Raw genomic sequence first — 20,095 nt, forward strand, 5'->3', positions numbered from 1 at the left:
GGTCTGTCTTTAATACAATATTTACTTTTTCAACGGAAGTGAGAAGCTGAATATAGAACCTTCGCCTTTTTGGGAAGTAAACCACAGCTTACCACCATTCTTCACAACAAAGTCTTGACACAAAAGTAATCCCAAACCGGAACCTTCTTCATTGTTTGTACCGAAGGTACTGAAGTGTGTATCTGTATGCAACAGTTTCTTTTGTCCTTCTTCGTCAATACCACAACCGTGATCTTGCACACTAACTACCGCCATACCATCTTTTTCCTCCAGTTTTACCAACACTTCAGAATTTTCGTTGCTGAACTTAATAGCATTGCTTATCAAGTTGCGTACCACGGTTTTCAGCATATCTATATCTGCGGATACAGCCAGTTTCTCCGGTTTCTCTTCACGGATTGTAATCTTCTTCAGACCAGCTACCATATTAAAGATATCTATAACTCCATCCACAACTTCTACCACATCAATATCCTGATATACTACATTCAACTTACCAATCTGGCTCTTCGTCCACTTCAGCAAGTTATCCAGCAATGAGAATACATCTTCTGTCGTCTGGTTTGCCATTGTCAACAGCTCATACATCTCATCACCAATCTTCTCAGCCGGCAGATTCAGTATCAGCATGTTCAGCACCATCTTGATAGAACCCATAGGAGAACGCAAATCATGAGCAATCACCGAATAAAGTTTATCACGTCCGGCAATGGTACGTTGCAGTTCTTCAGTCTTATTCAAAATAATGCGTTTGGCAGCTACCAGCGAAATCTGATGGGTTACACGAATAATCAGCTCTTCCTTATTGAAAGGTTTGGAGATAAAGTCATTCGCTCCCACCTGGAAACCTTTTACAATATCCGTCGTGCTGTTTAACGCAGTCAGGAAGATGATAGGAATATCTGCGGTCTTAGGGTTTGCTTTCAAATGCTGTGCCACCTCAAAACCACTCATGTCCGGCATCATCACGTCCAGCAACACCAAATCCGGGTTTTCCTTATCTACCTGCTCCAATGCTTGCCGACCGTTACTTGCCGTAGCGATAGCAAATTTTTCATTTGTTAAGAGTACCTTCAACAATAAAACGTTGGACATCACATCGTCAACGATGAGAATCTTGTACTCAGAAGGATTTATTTCCATATTCATCTTATACTATATTGTTTTCCCATTTATCTATTAATTTCTATAACGATATTCCTTAAAATATTCCACTATCTTCTGCAAACCATCTCCCAATTCAATTGTTGGCTGCCAATTCAGTTTCTTTTTTGCCAGCGTAATATCTGGTTGGCGCTGTTTCGGATCATCATGTGGAAGCGGCTTAAATACCAACCTCGATTTAGATCCTGTTAATTGGATGACTTTTTCAGCTAGTTCAAGAATGGAAAATTCATTCGGATTTCCAAGGTTTACCGGGCCAATAAATTCATCCTCCGTATCCATCATTCGCACCATTCCTTCTATCAGGTCATCAATATACTGAAAGCTTCGAGTCTGATCCCCTGTCCCATAGATTGTTATATCATGGTTTTGCAGTGCCTGAACAACAAAGTTAGAAACTACTCTACCATCATTCGGCAACATCCGTGGACCATACGTGTTAAAGATACGAATTATTTTAATACGAATATTGTTTTGACGATGATAATCCATAAACAAAGTCTCAGAACAACGTTTTCCTTCATCATAACAAGATCTGATGCCAATCGGATTCACATTTCCCCAATAACTTTCTACCTGAGGATGTACTACCGGATCACCATATACTTCACTTGTTGAAGCTTGTAAAATCTTAGCATTTGTCTTCTTCGCCAATCCCAACATATTAATAGCTCCCAATACGGAAGTCTTAATCGTTTTGATCGCGTCATATTGGTAATGTATCGGTGATGCAGGACAAGCTAAATTGTAAATTTCATCAAGACCTTCAACAAGATAGGGAAATTCCACATCATGATTCACAAACTCAAAATGAGAATTGTTCTTCAGATGCTCTATATTCGCTTCTACACCGGTAAATAAGTTATCCAGACATATGACATGATGCCCTTCATTTATTAACCTTGTGCATAAGTGCGACCCTATAAACCCGGCACCTCCGCTAACCAATATTTTTTTCATGTAAGAATTTTATAATGTCCGAAGACACATGTAACCTGTTCGTTTGTTTATGTTGGCAAAATTAGGAGATTTGGTTAACTTATGCAAGTTTGTAACAGGATATTTCACTTGTTAAGGATAACAAAAGAACATAATAGAAACAAAAATGCCCATTTTGGGCATTTTATTCTTCGGGAACCGGTGTTTCCACCGGGTTAGGAATACTAAAACTTTTGTCCGAAAACAAATCCGCCAAACCGGAAATCTGCTTCAAACGGAGTAATTCATCCCGATCCATGCCAATATTTTTCATAATCCATTGATCGGACATGCCTGCTTTATCCAGCTCAGCCACAATGTGGCACATCAACTCTATATTATGCGAACCGCGCGCACGGTTATGCCGAATGGTAGACGCCATGCGGTTAGAGAGTTCTTTATCAATCACCACTACAGGCAGCAAACCATTTTCCCGTTGATAAATACGTTTGGAACTTCTCAATACGCTATAACGATGATATCCGTCAACCAATATATAACGGTCATTTTCATTATCGTAGTAACATACACAAGGCATCGTAAAACCATCTTCCCAAATAGAAAGCTCCAATAGTTTCATTTCAGGAGGCGCCACGATGTTGGGATTATAATCATTCGCCACTATTTTTTCCAAAGGTACAGCTTTCACAGCATATACCGGACTTTGATCTACACTCATAACATCATATTTTTGAATTGTTCCATTATTTTATCTCGTTTGTATGCTTCTTCTTTGTTTAAGGCAAACCCCATATACTTGCAGGCATGATCGTTTTTCAGGATACAGACACACATTCTCTTATAAGTTGGAATCTCACGAAATTCAGAAATTTCAATATCGTCCAAATAGTCCATCTTCACAGGTTTCTTATGTGTCTTGTAATTAGTAGTATTCACTACTTCCAGCGACACACCGGCATCCCTGAGCTTTTGAATGGTCTCTTCACTAAGGCATCCGCCTTTCGTACGCCAGAATTCAATGCTAACGGTCAATTTCTTCAAGTAATTACGTCGGGTACTCTCAGGCAATGTAGAAAGCAGGAACTGCATAAATTCTTTCCAGGTATACCCTTTCGGCAAGCGAACGGTTTGCCATCCCATAGCATGTGTTCCGCCATAAATTCCAGTAAAGTTCACCCCGTTCACACGCCCCACCATCTTACCCCAGGTAGTAGGATCAATCACTTTATAAAGCCGGAGACTTTCCTGAGCTTCACATAGAAATGGACTTGCTACACGTTGACGTTCAATGTTAACGCCAGCTTTATAATATAAATCATATAAATGATTATAATCCCATCCGAATTTTCCATTAGCTACCCAGATATCCGTCGTTTTCCAATCGAATATAGGATATGCATTGAAAATATCGTTTCCTATCTTAGAAGTCCAACGATAGCTGTGATACATTTGATATTTCCGCGCAAGATGAATACTGCGCCAGCGATTGAAGCTCTCCTGTGTACGAATCCCGATTAGAAAACAAGAACGAACCGCATCTCTTTTTTCATGCAACCACTTGGCAAAGTGCATTTGGAATTCATAGTCCCACATTGCATCGGTATAAAAGGGAAAGCTCTTTACGTCCATACTTCCCTTTGGCATCTGCCGCACCCATATCTCTTCCATCTCCGGATCCCAGGGACGCCAGTAATTCTGATACATAGAGGTACAAGTGGTGACTTTAAAAGGCACACATACCCGATAGACTTCCAAAATATCCTTGTTTGCTTCCAGAATACGATCTACATAATCAATTGTCATGCTATACTGGATTTCATAATCCATATGGTAAACACAAAGTTTCCGCTTGAGATTATTACGCCGGATATAGTCGATACACAAGTTCAGTAATACACCACTATCTTTCCCTCCGGAAAAAGACACGCAGATGTTATCAAACTCCTTAAATATAATATGTAGCCGTTCTTGTGCTAATTCATATACATTCTTCTGAGCCTCCTCCATTTTTAATTCTCCTTATTCATTTTCACATAGCGCTTCCACTCTTTATCTACTGAGAAGCCTAATTCCTTAAATATGTCCTGATGCTCTACAAATGTAATTGAACTCAATTGTTTATCTTCATCCATTTTGGCTATGATCTTTTCCAAAAGAGCTTTTAATACTTCTGCATTATTATTCCTTATATAATAGTTATTAATAACTGCTTCCCGTTTTTTATATTCCAGCGGTATAAAACCTACAACTTCTTTTCCATCCACTGCAACAAACCACACAAAACTTTCCGACGTACGGAAAGGATAATTATAGTTCTGTTTTAAGACTTCCGGATTCATTACTAAAGGAGCTACAAGTTGATACAACCGTTTCTCCGTACCTTGTAATTCTATTATTTGTGTCATAGCTATCTGTTATTTATTATGGTTTGAGTTTAATTCCCACATAAAATAGTGCAGACAAAATTAAATAAAAAAAGAATAGAGACAATAAAGAATCAGGAAAATTAATAAAATTATATTTATTAAACACTTAATCTTAAACTACAGTATATTTCCATAAAATTACTTATTGAATTGCATGCCAAGGTAGTTACCGCAGATTGACACACTGTCGGACACTGCAATATATCAACAAAAGAAAATTAATAAAATATCCAATCTGTCCAAACTTTATTGACCAGTTCTTATTTAGTAAATACATATCTCAACATTAAACAAATTGGGCTTTAAAAACAAGATTTCTATTTCGAAAAACTAATATTTCATTTAAAACGGTACGGTTATGAACTACAACAAGAACAGAATCATATTATATATTATTTACAAACAACATATGGTTAAAGAAAAGTAGTACACTGAACCTAATTCAGTCGTATAGTGAATGCCATTCAGTCGTATACTGAATAGGGCTCTGTCGTATACTGAATAGCATCTGCCATATCAAATTAATAATCAAGGAGTTACAAAACGCCCTACTACAATTGATAAATATCAACAAATTATCAAAATATCATTGTGCTTATGGGGGTAATCAGGTAAAGTGATTAAATAATGCTATCTAAAGTCTCCTCTTCCCCGGAAGAGGGGAATTGAGATACTCTATTTATTCAGATTGGAATACCCATTTCCCTCATAACCCTATGCTATAAGTTAGCTTTCATCTCCTAATCCACAAACTTTTCAAGCAACACTTATTTTATGATATTACAGTATTAGGCAGGCATAATATTTACTTGCCTCAATATCTTCAAAAGAAGATTAACTCATCTGGCACAATTAACAAAAGTTGTAACTAATACAATATTGGATAAAATTCATAAAAAGATCCCCTTTTTGATTATTTCCAATAGAAAATAGTAACTACATTCAAAACTTTCCTATGCAACCATTGTTGTAATGCTCCCAACTGGACGTACGTAAACAACAAAGTATTGGGAATATTTATAAACAGTTATTATTTGAAGACATGAAAATTAAACAGTTATTATTGGCAGGAGTAGCAAGTATGCTATTATTCTCTTGCAGTGACAAAGAAGATGATATCGCCATTTCACAGAATGAAATAAAATCCCTTTCAGTATCACTTGGTGGAATAGAAACAAGGGCTTCTTCCCCATCAGATATCATCATAGCAAATGCACCAAATGTAAACAGTGTATTAATCAATCTGACTGACGCCAGTGGTAAGATCATCACTTCCAAGTCAGTTACTAAAGATGCAGTTCTCAACTCAGACTGGAATAAACTGACTGATCCGGCTAAAGGATTGAAGTTTATCAATATCCCCCAGTCAGTCTCTAAAGTGTATGTTTACGGAAATCCGGGAAACGCCGTAAATAACAATGTGATAAATACCAAACTGGCAGATCAGCAAGGTAGTGGAGTACTATATTATGGTATGGACGATGATTTGACACCGATTCAAAATGAACCAATCGATCCTACTCCAACCGCAGGAAAGACCTATACTGCACAAATTACGATAGCCCCTATTGTTGCCCGCCTGCAAATCACAAAGATTTCATTTAAGAATGCCGGCAGTTTCGATTTTACCCGAAACATTGATGGAACAGACAAAAAAGCAACGATCACCTGGACAGGTTTCTCAGGAAATGTAAAAGGTATATATATGAATAACTTCTACAACACCTATAACCTTCCGGGAACAATGGATAATCTGCTCTTGAATTCTACGTTTGAGAAACACATCCAAAATGGAATGTGGACCTTCGACACCAATCCTATTATAGATGCAGCATCATTCGCCAGTTACAATATTTATAATGCAGATGGTACTTATGGTAATTTACCATTAGATCTGGCAGGCAAATGTTACGGCTTTAATTTCTTCCCGGGTACAGCTATGCCACAGCTTCATATAGATCTTTCTGATTTAAATATCACCGATTTTAAATCAAGCGATACTGAAGTGTTTAACCCCGGATTAGCAAGCAGCGTCCGCTTTGCCAACCTGACAAAGTATTATAAAGAGGTAAATACGGAAATGACTGCCGCAGATTTTAAACCCGGAACAATTTACAACATGGAAATCGAGCTTATACCAATGCTGGATAATGATTTAGGTAATATACAGTATAATGTGTTGGTACATGTTACAATCGCCCCGTGGAATGAGCAAACAATTACTCCGGGATTCGATCTGGAACAATAAGCCTCATCATTAATCTGAATAAAGAACATGAGAAAGGACATAATTCTATACATCTTGTTACTGGCAACAGTAACAGGATGCATAAAAGAAGATCTGGACGATTGTGAGACAACTCTATACTTCAGCTACCTGGGTGATGGTATAAAGGAAATCTTTCCGCAAAAAATAGATAAGGTAGATATGTATGTATACAATCAGGATAATGTGTGCATACAAAAAGCAGTACTTAACAAAAACGAACTGAACCGCCAACGCGGCACTACCTTAAACTTGCCAAGTGGGCAATATCACATAGTATGTTGGGGAAATTCACTCAACGACACGAGAATAAATGATGGTTCCACCCTACAAAACAGTATAGTCGGGGCACCTCATTATTTCACAAAAGAATTGATATCAACCAATGACAGCCTGTATTTTGGAGAAAGAAAAATAACAATCGCCAATGAAGGATATAAAACTGATACTGTTTTCTTCGGTAGTGCACATATAAAGATGCAGATAGAACTGGAAGGATTAGAAGTCAGTAATACCCGTGAGACGACTTTACCCATCAGAATGGAAATGGGTAACTTAAGTTCAACAGTGGATTTCACCAAAACGTTTTCCAACGAACATATCTCTTATTTCCCGTTGATTAACTTCGATTCAAACACACAAAAGTTTGGAGCTAAGTTCAACGTACTACGATTTAATAATGATAATGAAGTATTTCTCCGATTGAAAGATAACCAAACCGATAAGGAACTATACACCATGCAATTGAAGGACTTCATGAAAGACAATAATATTACTGTAGATGGTATCAATGAAGCTACAGTGGGTATCCGCATCCGTTTTAATGGAACCTCCATCACAGTAAAACCCTGGGACGAAGAAGTGATCAGACCGGGGCTATAATCCCCTATATATATGAAGCTAAAAACAAAATACCGGATATATTTGCAACTGTTTGTAATGACATTCTTGCTGTATTCGTGCAGTGAAAATGAGACCTCATTACCAGATACAGGCAACGATCAAGCCCGACTAAGTTTCCTGATCAAAACAACTTCAGCAAACGCAGCCTTGATTAATGGAGACGAAGGTAGTTTTTCAAGTCTGGCTCTTTATATATTCAATAAAGCAGACGAGCGCTGTGAATATTCGGAATTGATTCCGGAATTTACTCCGCAAAAGCTACAAGAGTTTTCACGTTCTACGAATGTGTCCCCACAAACGAAGGTAATTTACGCAATTGCTAATTACAACGATCCGGATAAAACATTTTCGTCTCCTATCACCACTGAACTTACGTTGCAGCAAATAGAGGGCCTGACTGTATCCGGTACTATTTTTGCTGATAACAATCTTCTGATGGTCGGGAAGAAAGAAATTGCAATCAATAGTGAATATGTTGTTGCTGAAGTTCCCATGGAGCGACTTGCAGCACGAGTAGATATCTATATGTTTAAGAACCGGGAGTTAGAGAAGACAGACGTAGCGGTCACCTCCATCGATTTTATAAACCAAGTACTCAATACCAATTGCAGTTTGGAATCAACAACTACGCCAACACCTGCAAATTTGCGGAATAGCTCTCAGGAATTTCTTGGAGGGACACCTCTACAGCTCATGCCATCCGATTTATCAGGCATAGTACCGGCAAATGCACATGCTTCATTCTATACCTATCGGAATATGGTTCCCGGTGGTATACCGGATGCTAACACTCCTTACCTCCGTATAAAGGCAATTTTTGATGGAACAAGTTACACTTACAAAGGGTATTTAACCGACAATGGGCAGACAAACCATAAATACAGCTTGCTACATAATACGGTCTACCGTGTCATAGCCATGCTCGACCATCCGGATAACCAGTTAATAGTAAAAACAACTCCTTATCCATGGGATATCACCTATTCTGAAATCGGACAAGCAGTTACAGATGATAATTATCAGCTTCAACCCTATAATGGCAATGATACTGGAGCCACAACCGGCATCGTACAATTTCCATATATATCAAATGGAGAAGCTCATAATGAGACCTCTTATGCCAATTACAGTTTTAGCTTGACAGCCCCTGCCGGCGCTATGTGGACAGCCACTTTAAGCAATGGACTTGATTTTACGTTCAATACCAATGAAGCCATAAACGGAGTTCAGGCAGTATCCCAAGGTATATCCCGTAGTGAAGCTTATACTATAAAGATAGGAGCCACTAAACGATGGGCCGGAAATCCCCAAAGTACTTACTTCTATATAACTGTAGGAGGTGTCAAACTCAAAATTAATCCGAAGCAAAGCAACGGTACCCGCCAGTTTCCGGGCGACAGTGATACGGATATCTTAATCAGTCAAACCGAATATAAATAAGATGAATTATGAAACGAAACAAACTATATATTCTCCCGTTGATACTCTCATTATTCTGGGGTCTCACCTCTTGCGATGATGACTCCTCGATAGAATCAACAGGAATAGAACCGGCAAGAGGAATTACTCTAAAACTATCTATGCCCAGTTCCGCAATTTCACGTGCAACAGAAGAACCGGGTGAAGAGGCACTCAATGAGAATACAATAAAATCATTGGATGTTTTCATATACCGTGAAGGTGCAGATGAATGTCTGTTCTACCAGCATTTCACATTTTCTCCCGAACTGACCGGAACGGAGGAACATGTAGCTCTGTTGACTGCCCAACAAGAGAAATTCGATCTAAATATCAACCATACTATTTATGTAGTAGCCAACAGTACGGAGACGATTCCAACTGCAGGTCTGTCTCTCCCACAACTGAAAGCACTTGCCGCTCCTACTCTGGATGCCGATAAGAAACAGGATGCCTTCTTAATGGATGGCAAACAAACAATGGTACTGAATGACGGAGTCGTTATCAACAAAGAAATTCCAGTCGTTCTCAAACGTGCTGCCGCAAAAATAAGAATAAGCCTGAACTACATAAACGGTTACACCTCCATAGACAATAGAATACCTTCTAAAAAGATGGTTAACTATGCCGCCAGTGGCTCATCCATTGCAGATGGAAATATAGACATTCCCAGTCTGCAGAGCATGAACTCATTTACGGAACAAAATACGGGTGCAGGTAACAACAATCAATTCATTCTATATTCCTATGCCAACGACTGGACGAAGGATGCAGACCGGGAGACTTATGTACTCATCAACGTCCCGGTAAAGGATGCCGGTGGTAATACTATAGACCAGAACTATTACAAAATTCCAGTAAACTATCGTCTACCCGACGGAAGTACAAACCAGGCGGAAAGCCTCTATAAACTGGAACGTAACCGCTTGTATGATATCCGGGTGAACATAGACAAGGCCGGTGATACCGATCCTCATTCCGCAGTTCAGCTGAATGCCGGATATACTATACAAGATTGGAGTACCCATGAAGTACTTGTTTCTGTAGAAGGTATTAACTTCATCTATGTAAAAGATACCAAGATTTCTATGCCCAACAGTACACAGTTTACCACTACCTTCCAGTCATCTACACCGGACGTAGTGATTAAGCAGATTACAGTGAATGGAACAACAGTTTCCAACGGAGGAAAAGAGGTAAATATTACCGTTACCCCAAATGCAAAATCCGGCAACGTAACTATAACAAGTCCACTTCCTGAAAACTTTTTAGCTAAGGATATAGCTTTTCAGGTAGCAAATGGTGCCGGACTCACTCAAAATATTACTGTCTCCCAATATCCGGCCCTTTATATCGGGTCCGATATCTCAGCTGATGCTCCCGGTGGAAGCCAGGGACAGAATAATACAAAGATGTATATAATGAACTCTTTCGTTGCCGATTTCTCTACTCTTCCCAATCCGGATGAGTTTGACGAAGACTTCGGTAGCGGATATTCCCATTATGCGGCCAATCCCACATTAGGTGCATCCTATGCTTCCTATATACGCGATAATGCCGTACTCGGTTATCCATTGACCGACAGTGAACACGCTGCCATAGACACTGAAGAAAACAACCGGAGGATTTCTCCGCATTTCATGCTTGCTTCACAACATGGTACGACAACGGCAGACACATACACCGTATCAAGAGCTAAATGCCGGGATTATGTAGAACGGGATGCCACCACCGGAGAAACCTACTCTGACTGGCGTATGCCTACGCAAGCAGAGATATACCTCATAGATGTCTTACAAAATATCCGGATTTGTGAAGTAAAAGGTATCCTCGAAGGAAATTATTATTGGAGTTCAAATGCCAACGGTGCTGTTAATTTTATGGATCCCCGTGTCGGAGAAGGTGGAAAGTTCAGTCCCCTGAATGCATCTGTTCGATGCGTACGCGACATTCGATAAACAGTACTGATGAATTAAAATTAGAAAAGTATGAAAAGATTAACCTACCTTATAGCACTCTTCGGTCTTCTTCTGACCTCATGCACCGATGAAGATAGCCTCAGCAATCCACCGACCGGAAATAACAATAAGACCGTCTTCCAATTCTCGGTAAATATGCCTGAGTATACCTCTGTACGCACCCGTGCCGCCATAAATGAAAATGCGGTTAATGACCTTTGGTTAATGACCTTCGATACCAACGGACTATTCATTGGACGGGCTCATGCCTCCCTCCTGAGCAGTAATAGCAATGGTACCGGAACATTTCAGGCAAACATTCCCGATGATTCAAGAATCATTCACCTCATTGCCAACTATTCCCAATGGGATAGTTTTGACGAACGTGCCGCCATGCAAAAAGATGAAAGGGAAATAATACCTTCATTGAGTAGCAGTAATTTAGTTTTCTGGGGAAGACAAACAATCTCTTCACCCAGCGACAGCCCCAATGTCACACTTTACCGTAACCTGGCCAAAGTAACCGTTGAGAATGAAGCAACCAACTTTGAAGTAACGGGATATGCGCTCTGTAACTATACAAGTAGCGGAACCATAGCTCCATTCAATCCGAGTGCTCCTACCACTCCATTCACTTTAATAGACGGTAAACCGACCTTGCCGCGTAACCCTATCTCCAAGACTGACCAGAACGCTGCTGACTGTAATATGGAGCCCAAATATATGTTCGAGAATGAAAACTTCTCCAACGATCAGACATATATCATCCTCAAAGGGAAATTGGCAGGAAAAACCGAGGAACTTTATTACAAGATACAACTTCTCGATACAGATAAGAACCCCTATCCGGTTATGAGGAATTATCATTATAAGATTGTGATAAAATCTTTTAGTGAGAGCGCAAACGGAAGTACTGAATTTGCAGATGCAAAAACTTCGGAACCTTCCAATAACATTTATGCCGAGATATTCAAGGAATCTCCTTCTATCTCCGACAATAACAACAATGTACTGACGGTTAGCAATCTGCATTTCCTATTCACTCAGGCAGGTACCCTGAAAGTATCAGCCCAGTATACAGTGAACGGCGTAACCGATAATTCAAAGATCAGTGTATCTATAGCAGAAGACCAGGGAAGTATACTTCACAACCTGGCCTATGACGGAAACGGTAATATTTCTGCCGATGTATCCCGTATTATTACAGGGCAATACGAAGCGACAATCACCGTCAAGGCAGGAGTACTTTCACGTAGTATCACAGTTATATCCAGCGCATTGTATTCGTTCGATCCCGCCGGCTTATCACCCGAAATATACACTGCCCGTGATCAGGATGTAGCACTGAGCTTTACAATACCCTCAACAATCCCCTACTATCTGTATCCGCTGAAGTGTACCATTACTACAGGCAACCTTTACCCGGTAGAACCGAACAAGAACCTACAACTGGAATATACTAACGGTGGGTATCAATATGTTTATTGGGCTACCGGCCCCGGAACTAAAGTATTGAATTTCCGTACCAGTCTTGAGAATAGTGATGAAACAGTTTTGATAGCCAATGAAATCTTCCAGACAAAGAGTGTAGTAGTAAAAGCACGGCATTTTACCAACGTTTCTGTCAATGGAGACAATACGGTGAACTATGGCGTGAACAATACAGCCAGCTTTATGTTTACTATTCCATCATATCCGGACTATCCGCCCACATACCCGTTAACGGTGTTTATTGCAACTCAAAATCTGCAAACCACCCAAAGCGGATGGACAGCAGTTGCAGGTGGCTATCAATATACCTACACTTCACAGCCTTCAGGAGGGCAAACCGTTACGTTTACTTCAAAAAAGGCTTTAAGTAGTGAAAAACTGATACTATCTGCTCCCGGATTTAGTCCTACGACCATTGGCTTTGAGAATATTCTGGCGCAGTCAGTAACTGTCGGAAATACGATACAGGTTTATCAGAATAACGGTTTGCTCAATATCCCCCGTTATACCGTAACTTCATCGGACACCGGCATTGCAGCTGGTTTTACAGCCAGCCGGACCAGTACTTATTCAACTACTATATACGCCGGAGCCAAATTGAATGATGTAGTTACTTTCACTCTGAGAAACTATGGCTATTCCGCCACATACAAAGTGGAAGAGTTACTGCAAAATCCGGCTATTGTTTTACGATAATATAATATAATATAATGAAAATATGAAAACTATTAAATTCCTTTTGTTGGCAGCCCTGATGTTCACATACACCAACAGTATGTACGGGCAAGATAAGAGCCACTACATGCCTAAATTTGCAATAAAAACCAATGCATTGTATTGGGCAACTACGACAGCCAACCTTGGTTTTGAGGTCGGACTCTCCAAAAAGTTAACCCTTGATGTATCCGGTAACTACAATCCCTGGAAATTCTCGGATCACAAACAAATCAAGCACTGGCTGGTACAGCCCGAACTACGTTATTGGCTGTGCGAGCGCTTTTACGGACATTTCTTTGGCGTCCACGCCCATTATGCAGAAGCAAACGTCAGCAACCTCAACATCTTAGGTTTGGGACACGAACGCTACCAAGGCAACATTTATGGAGCCGGCATTTCATACGGATACCAATGGATACTGAACAAGCGTTGGAGTATGGAAGCTGAAATTGGTGTAGGCTATGCCCGCATAGACTACGATAAGTACAACTGCGGAAAATGCGGAAGCAAACTCGATAGCGGACACAAGAACTACATTGGCCCTACCAAAGTAGCATTAAACATCATATACGTCATAAAATAATATAGTCATGAAAAAGATACTGATATACTCCGTTTTGTGCCTCATTGCCGTACTTCCGGCCCGTGCACAAAAATTCTATAAAGATGCCATCAACATCACCAATGCCTCCCTATGGCAACAGGGAGAGTCACTCTACATAAGCATGCAGATGGATATGCGGAACCTGAAAGTCGGCAACGACCGTACTTTGACATTAACTCCCGTACTGGCAGGTCCGGACAACAACGTCGTATTACCCGAAATCGTTATCAATGGACGCAGAAGGCAAAAAGCTTATCTCCGTGCCATGACATTGGATAAAGCAACCAATATGGAGATACCTTATAATACTCAGGAAGTTCTGAACTACACCCAGGTCATCCCTTACGAACCATGGATGGAGAATGCTTACCTCAATCTGGAAGAAGACTTATGTGGATGCGGCGGACACCAGGAAGTATTGACACAGGAAATGATCCTGAACGGAGTTTCTACGGAAGCCAAACGTCTTGCAGCCTTACAGCCTATCCCCTCTTACATTCAGCCTAAAGCTGAAGTTGTGAAAGCACGTAGCGAACAATATGAAGCGCATCTTGATTTCCCCGTAGGCAAGTCTGTCATTCTACCGGATTTTATGAATAATCAGACTGAGTTACGGAACATCCGGGAAATGTTCAACAAGATACAGAACGATAAGAAACTGACCGTAACAGGTGTCTACATTGAAGGATTCGCCTCTCCCGAAGGTCCATTGAAGCTCAATGAACAACTCTCCAAGAGCCGTGCTGAAGCCTTGAAAACCTATTTGTCCACACACGAACAGATTCCTGCCAAACTCTACAATGTTTCCTTTGGTGGTGAAAACTGGGAAGGACTGGTAAAGGCACTGGAAGCTTCCAACATGAAAGAAAAAACAGAATTCCTCAACATAATCCATAATACCTCCGACATAGCTCGCCGGAAAGAGGAAATAAAACGAGTAGGTGGCGGTATCCCCTATCGTGAAATGCTGAAAGATTTATATCCGGCACTCCGCAAGGTGAATTGCCGCATAGACTATACCATTGCTAATTTCAAGGTGGATGAAGGGAAAGAAATCATCAAAACACAGCCCCAGTATCTTAGTCTGAACGAGATGTACCTGGTAGCAAATACCTATCCCAAGGGTGGTGACGATTTTATCAAAGTCTTCGATATTGCCGTCCGTATGTATCCTGATGACGAAGTAGCCAACCTGAATGCAGCCGCTGTAGCTCTATCTAAGAAAGACTTGCCCGATGCACGTAAATACCTGGATAAATCTAATAAGCAGACTGCTGAATATGCCAACAACAATGGCATCTACTATTTACTGAGCGGCAATCAAGCACAAGCCATAGTAGAATTTACCAAAGCTGCACAGAATGGTAATGAAGCTGCCCGACACAATTTGGGAGAAATTGAAAAAGCCATTAAAACAAAGAAGTAATTAAGAAATGAATATAAAGAAGCCCCGGAACTAACGATAAAAGTTCCGGGGCTTCTTTTAGTTATATAGCCATCATTGCATTTGTTTCCCGGCGTGAAACAAGCAGTTTCATTACTTGAAACAAAGTGTTTCACACCGAGAAACAAACGGTTTCAAGGCATGAAACAAATGGTTTCCTGTGGTGAAACTTTCTAAAGACTAAGAATATCAGATTTCCTCTAATGCATAATACTGATAATCACGGAGAACTGTTTGAAGAAACTGTTCTTGATTACCATCACGGGGAGTTATAGTAAGAAGTTCCTGGACTTTCTTTGCCAATTGTGCAATGCGGTGCACACGGTCTTTCTTGCCGTCCTGCAATGTCCGGGTAATAACATTTATTTGTTCCAGCGACAAATCGGCTGCTTGTGGATAAGTGGGACGATAATCTTTCGTCAGATAATCAAACTCATCAAGGCTGACATGAATCTTGCGATAGTTCTGTTCTTTGATCACCATGGTCCCGGCTGCAAGATCCCCCATTCGCTGACTATTCTTCGTTAATAATACCACCAATAGTCCGAAACCACCGGTAAGCAGACTATCAATCGGAAAGAGAAGCCAACGAAGCAAATAAGAACTAATGCCGGGTGTAGAACCGTCTGCCTTCACTACACGAATGTTCATCAGATTTTTCCCGAAACTTCGTCCATGATTGAACATTTCACATAGAAACGAATAGCCTAATATCGGCAGATAGACTACAATCATAATAAGAATCATTATAAAATCTGACGAGATTCGGAGTGTAGAAAGCAGGGTAGCCGTTGCGTATACATAGAATCCTATCAGAATAAAATCGATCACCAACGCAATGAGTCGTTCACCAATACTCGCAGGTGTTTGGCTGATACGAACAAATTGCCCGGTAATAATTGTAGTTTCTGCCATTTCTGATTAAAGATTTTTTGTATATCGTTGCAAATATATCATTATTCTCTTACTTTTGTTATTGATTTCAGACAAAACTTATTTGAAACCTTTGGAAAAGCATGAAAGAAGTAACGTTTATCCGTCGGAATATCGATAAATGGAAAGAAGCCGAGAAGGTAGTGGAACAAGCAACAAACTTGTCTCCCGACCGGCTTGCCGATGTATATACGGACCTCACTGCCGATCTGGCGTTTGCACAAACGCACTTTCCTACTTCACGTATTTCCATTTACCTGAACAACCTTGCTTCTGCACTACATAACAAGATTTACCAAAACAAGCGTGAGAAATGGACGAGGATCATCACCTTTTGGACACAAGAAATCCCACAGATCATGTATGATGCCCGTCGGGAACTATTGGTTTCATTTATCATTTTTACCGTCAGCGTGCTGATTGGAGCAGTTTCTGCAGCGGGTGATCTCGATTTTGTCCGTTTGATTCTGGGGAACGGCTATGTGGACATGACTTTGGATAACATAGCCAACGGTGAGCCAATGGCAGTGTATAACGGCTCTTCCGAAGTTCCTATGTTCCTGGGAATCACACTAAATAATATTATGGTTTCCTTCTATTGCTTTGCCATGGGAATCCTAACAAGCTTTGGTACAGGATATATGCTTTTCAATAATGGAGTTATGATCGGCGCATTCCAGATGTTCTTTTTCCAGCATGGCTTACTTGGAGAATCCATGCTTGCCATATGGCTGCACGGGACACTTGAAATCTGGTCTATTATTGTAGCCGGAGCTGCCGGACTGGCTTTGGGCAATGGATGGCTTTTCCCCAGAACATATTCAAGACTGGAATCGTTCAAGAGAGGAGCCAAAAGAGGAGTGAAAATAGTTGTAGGTACAATCCCCATATTCATAATGGCAGGATTTATCGAAAGTTTCATCACGCGCCATACCGAATTACCGGACATACTGAGACTCGGCCTGATCCTTATTTCTCTTGCATTTATTATATTTTACTATATTTATTTACCTAATAAGAAACGACATGGAATCACAAAAGCCTAAAATTGCAATGTATGTGAAACGCTCTTTCGGAGAGAAGTTAAACGCATCTTTTGATTTTATAAGGGAGAACTGGAAGCTGATGCTGAAGTTTACCACATATCTACTTTTACCACTCTGCCTTATCCAAGCCCTGAGTCTGAATGGGATGATGAAAGGAATGATGAGTGCAGCGGACATGGATATTTCTTCCGATGCCGCTCTCTTGATTTCATTCCTCTCATACTATGGCCTTTTTGTACTCATCTGTATCATTGGGATGGTATTGCAAGCTTCCCTCATTTATGCAATGATCCGGACCTATAATGAGCGTGAAGAACGTTTGCAAGGAGTGACCTTGCGAATGTTGACTCCTATGTTGTTCCACAATATCAAAAGACTATTCATCATAGCATTTTTCGGACTATTGTTAACAGTATGTGTCAGTTTTGTATTAGGCGCTTTAAGCATTGCATCCCTCCCTGTCGCATATCTGTTTGCTCTTATCATAGTACTTCTTGCCCTACCACTTGCCCTCTGGGCACCTATCTACCTATTCGAAGATATTTCCATCATGGATGCATTAAAGAAAACTTTCCGTCTGGGCTTTGCTACCTGGGGAGGTATCTTCCTTATTTCTTTAGTTATGGGAATCATAGCCGGCATACTACAGGGAGTCACCTTGGTGCCCTGGTATGTAGCTACAATTGTGAAAATGCTCTTCACTATGAGTGACGTAGGAAGTGAAGCAACCGTATCAGTAGGATATAGTTTCATGCTCTATCTACTGGCCATTGTGCAGGCATTCGGTACTTATCTGGCAATGATTTTTACATTTGTGGGATTAGCTTATCAATACGGACATGCATCCGAAAAGATGGATAGTGTAACGATAGAAAGTGACATTGATAACTTTGACAAACTCTAAATCAATTTAAATGATTCTTTCTCCGGCTGATACATTGGTTTGTGATACTACGCAGCTTGCTGTGTGGCAATCTGACGCAGACTACAACTACAACCGTGAGTTGATAGCCCCCGAAGTGAATATATTCGAATGGCTCAACAGGTGGTTCGGAGAAATATTGCAGAGTATATTCGGCAGTCAGTTTGCTGAAAATTATTCAAAAACGATTCTGATAAGTATTGCTGTCCTCCTACTGCTACTGATCGGCTGGTTCATTTATAAAAAAAATCCGGCAATATTCATACGTTCCCGCAAGAATGCTTTACCTTACACTGTAGGGGAAGATACCATTTATGGAGTTGATTTTGCCAAAGAAATAGCCTCTGCCCTTTCCCGCCACGATTACAGGGAAGCAGTCCGACTGCTATATTTGCAGACACTGAAACAACTCAGTGACGAAAAACGTATTGACTGGCAACTCTACAAAACGCCTACACAATATATTTATGAAGTACGGATGCCTGCATTTCAGAGGTTAACCCATCACTTTTTGCGGGTACGCTATGGAAACTTTGAAGCAACGGAAGAATTGTTTCAGACCATGCAGTCCTTACAGGGAGAAGTCAAGAAAGGAGGCGTTGTATGAAAGGAAATCACTTGTTTATCATCTGTATTGCCGTCTTTTTACTCTTAATGTTCGCGATAGAATGTAGATTACCCAAAAAGTTTGTGTGGGCTCCTAGTTTCAGCCACTACGATAAACAACCTTTCGGATGTGCCGTTTTCGACAGTTTGCTGTCTACGTCGTTACCAAAGGGGTATTCTTTATCTCGAAAAACCTTTTACGAACTGGAACAGGAAGACACAATCTCTCGTAGAGGCATATTAGTAGCCGCTAATAACCTGTCTCTGACAGATGTGGATGTAGAAGCAATACTAAAGATTGCAAAACGGGGAAATAAGATTATGCTGGTGAGTAACTCTTTCAACAGAAGTTTAGAAGATACATTGGATTTTAATAGTAGTTATTCCTACTTTAGCCCGACATTATTAAAAAAATATGCTGCTGCATCATTGGAGAAAGATACTCTCTTCTGGATAGGAGATTCTGCCGTATATTCCCGGCAATCTTTCAATTTCTATCCTCAATTGTGTTCTTCTTACCTCGTGCCCGATTCGCTTCCGGCTAAGGTACTGGCAGAAAAGGGTATTCCAAGTGTCCCGGTTGCCTTGTCCTATCCATGGGGAAAAGGCGAAATAATCCTGATCTCCACTCCCCTACTCTTTACTAATTATGGAGTATTAGATGGAAAAAATGCAACTTACATTTTCCGCCTATTATCCCAAATGGGAGATTTACCCATTGTCCGCACCGAAGGTTACATGAAGCAAACGGCTCAAATACAGATGTCCCCTTTCCGGTATTTCCTTTCTCAAAGACCGCTAAGATGGGCTTTGTATTTGACAATGTTCACCATTATCCTCTTCATGGTGTTCACCGCCCGAAGGAGGCAACGGGTAATTCCTGTCATCCACCAGCCGGAAAACAAATCGCTGGAATTTACCGAACTGATAGGAACTCTTTATTTTCAAAAGAAAGATCATGCCGACTTGGTGCATAAAAAGTACATCTACTTTGCAGAAGAATTGAGAAGAGAAATTCAGGTAGATATAGAGGAAGTAGCAAATGACGAACACTCTTTCAGCAGAATAGCCCAAAAGACCGGTATGAATACAGAAGAGATCGGTGAGTTTATCCGTTCCGTCAGACCAGTGATTTATGGAGGGCGCACCATCTCTGTAGAGCAGATGAAGTATTTTATTAATAAGATGAATGAAATAATAGATCATATATAAAGAAGA

The 20,095-nt window shown here is 40.5% G+C and carries 17 protein-coding genes; 11 read left to right on the plus strand and 6 right to left on the minus strand.

Going from position 1 to position 20,095, the window contains the following annotated elements; all coding sequences use genetic code 11:
• Window positions 1–21 precede the first annotated feature (21 nt).
• The 5 genes from DW036_RS17705 to DW036_RS17725 form a co-directional block, all read right to left on the minus strand.
• Window positions 22–1,149: a response regulator gene (locus tag DW036_RS17705; RefSeq protein ID WP_118465570.1), complete on the minus strand. Its 1,128-nt coding sequence runs from the start codon at window positions 1,147–1,149 to the stop codon at window positions 22–24.
• Window positions 1,150–1,179: 30 nt separating this feature from the next.
• Window positions 1,180–2,124: a UDP-glucuronic acid decarboxylase family protein gene (locus DW036_RS17710; RefSeq protein ID WP_118465571.1), complete on the minus strand. Its 945-nt coding sequence runs from the start codon at window positions 2,122–2,124 to the stop codon at window positions 1,180–1,182.
• Window positions 2,125–2,287: 163 nt separating this feature from the next.
• Window positions 2,288–2,821: a ParB/RepB/Spo0J family partition protein gene (locus DW036_RS17715; protein WP_118465572.1), complete on the minus strand. Its 534-nt coding sequence runs from the start codon at window positions 2,819–2,821 to the stop codon at window positions 2,288–2,290.
• Window positions 2,818–4,110, minus strand: a complete 1,293-nt coding sequence (locus DW036_RS17720) for a DUF3440 domain-containing protein (RefSeq protein WP_118465573.1) — start codon at window positions 4,108–4,110, stop codon at window positions 2,818–2,820. The genes DW036_RS17715 and DW036_RS17720 overlap by 4 nt, the downstream gene beginning before the upstream one ends.
• 2 nt (window positions 4,111–4,112) lie before the next feature.
• Complete coding sequence (locus DW036_RS17725; RefSeq protein ID WP_118465574.1) at window positions 4,113–4,508, minus strand: hypothetical protein; 396 nt, start codon at window positions 4,506–4,508, stop codon at window positions 4,113–4,115.
• 1,063 nt (window positions 4,509–5,571) lie between these two features.
• Between DW036_RS17725 and DW036_RS17730 the strand changes: the two genes are divergently transcribed.
• From DW036_RS17730 to DW036_RS17760, 7 genes are read left to right on the plus strand one after another with little or no spacing between them, the layout of a single operon-like run.
• Complete coding sequence (locus DW036_RS17730; protein WP_118465575.1) at window positions 5,572–6,777, plus strand: hypothetical protein; 1,206 nt, start codon at window positions 5,572–5,574, stop codon at window positions 6,775–6,777.
• Window positions 6,778–6,804: 27 nt separating this feature from the next.
• Complete coding sequence (locus DW036_RS17735) at window positions 6,805–7,677, plus strand: FimB/Mfa2 family fimbrial subunit (protein WP_118465576.1); 873 nt, start codon at window positions 6,805–6,807, stop codon at window positions 7,675–7,677.
• A gap of 12 nt (window positions 7,678–7,689) precedes the next feature.
• Window positions 7,690–9,138, plus strand: a complete 1,449-nt coding sequence (locus DW036_RS17740) for a DUF4906 domain-containing protein (RefSeq protein WP_118465577.1) — start codon at window positions 7,690–7,692, stop codon at window positions 9,136–9,138.
• Between the two features lie 8 nt (window positions 9,139–9,146).
• Window positions 9,147–11,114 (plus strand): fimbrial protein, encoded by a 1,968-nt coding sequence (locus DW036_RS17745; protein WP_118465578.1) that lies wholly within the window; start codon window positions 9,147–9,149, stop codon window positions 11,112–11,114.
• A 30-nt stretch (window positions 11,115–11,144) separates the two neighbouring features.
• The gene (locus tag DW036_RS17750; protein ID WP_118465579.1) at window positions 11,145–13,301 is read left to right on the plus strand and encodes a hypothetical protein; all 2,157 of its coding nucleotides are present in this window, start codon (window positions 11,145–11,147) and stop codon (window positions 13,299–13,301) included.
• Between the two features lie 22 nt (window positions 13,302–13,323).
• Window positions 13,324–13,905: a DUF3575 domain-containing protein gene (locus tag DW036_RS17755; protein ID WP_118465580.1), complete on the plus strand. Its 582-nt coding sequence runs from the start codon at window positions 13,324–13,326 to the stop codon at window positions 13,903–13,905.
• Window positions 13,906–13,912: 7 nt separating this feature from the next.
• On the plus strand, window positions 13,913–15,352 hold the full coding sequence (locus DW036_RS17760; RefSeq protein ID WP_118465581.1) for a DUF3868 domain-containing protein: 1,440 nt from the start codon (window positions 13,913–13,915) through the stop codon (window positions 15,350–15,352).
• A gap of 207 nt (window positions 15,353–15,559) precedes the next feature.
• Here DW036_RS17760 and DW036_RS17765 read toward each other — a convergent pair whose 3' ends face one another.
• Window positions 15,560–16,285 carry an RDD family protein gene (locus DW036_RS17765; RefSeq protein ID WP_022394111.1) on the minus strand — a complete coding sequence of 242 codons (726 nt, stop codon included), beginning with the start codon at window positions 16,283–16,285 and terminating at the stop codon, window positions 15,560–15,562.
• Between the two features lie 101 nt (window positions 16,286–16,386).
• Here DW036_RS17765 and DW036_RS17770 point away from each other — a divergent pair, with 101 nt between their 5' ends.
• The 4 genes from DW036_RS17770 to DW036_RS17785 are packed head-to-tail and all read left to right on the plus strand — an operon-like array spanning window position 16,387 to window position 20,089.
• Window positions 16,387–17,349: a stage II sporulation protein M gene (locus DW036_RS17770; RefSeq protein WP_118465582.1), complete on the plus strand. Its 963-nt coding sequence runs from the start codon at window positions 16,387–16,389 to the stop codon at window positions 17,347–17,349.
• Complete coding sequence (locus DW036_RS17775; RefSeq protein ID WP_118465583.1) at window positions 17,330–18,253, plus strand: hypothetical protein; 924 nt, start codon at window positions 17,330–17,332, stop codon at window positions 18,251–18,253. The genes DW036_RS17770 and DW036_RS17775 overlap by 20 nt, the downstream gene beginning before the upstream one ends.
• A 10-nt stretch (window positions 18,254–18,263) precedes the next feature.
• Window positions 18,264–18,878, plus strand: coding sequence for a DUF4129 domain-containing protein (locus DW036_RS17780; RefSeq protein WP_118465584.1), 615 nt, complete (start codon window positions 18,264–18,266; stop codon window positions 18,876–18,878).
• Window positions 18,875–20,089: a DUF4350 domain-containing protein gene (locus DW036_RS17785; protein WP_118465585.1), complete on the plus strand. Its 1,215-nt coding sequence runs from the start codon at window positions 18,875–18,877 to the stop codon at window positions 20,087–20,089. Before DW036_RS17780 ends, DW036_RS17785 begins: the two co-directional genes overlap by 4 nt.
• Window positions 20,090–20,095 lie beyond the last annotated feature (6 nt).

Source organism: Bacteroides sp. AF39-11AC, assembly GCF_003474285.1.
Lineage (GTDB): Bacteria > Bacteroidota > Bacteroidia > Bacteroidales > Bacteroidaceae > Bacteroides.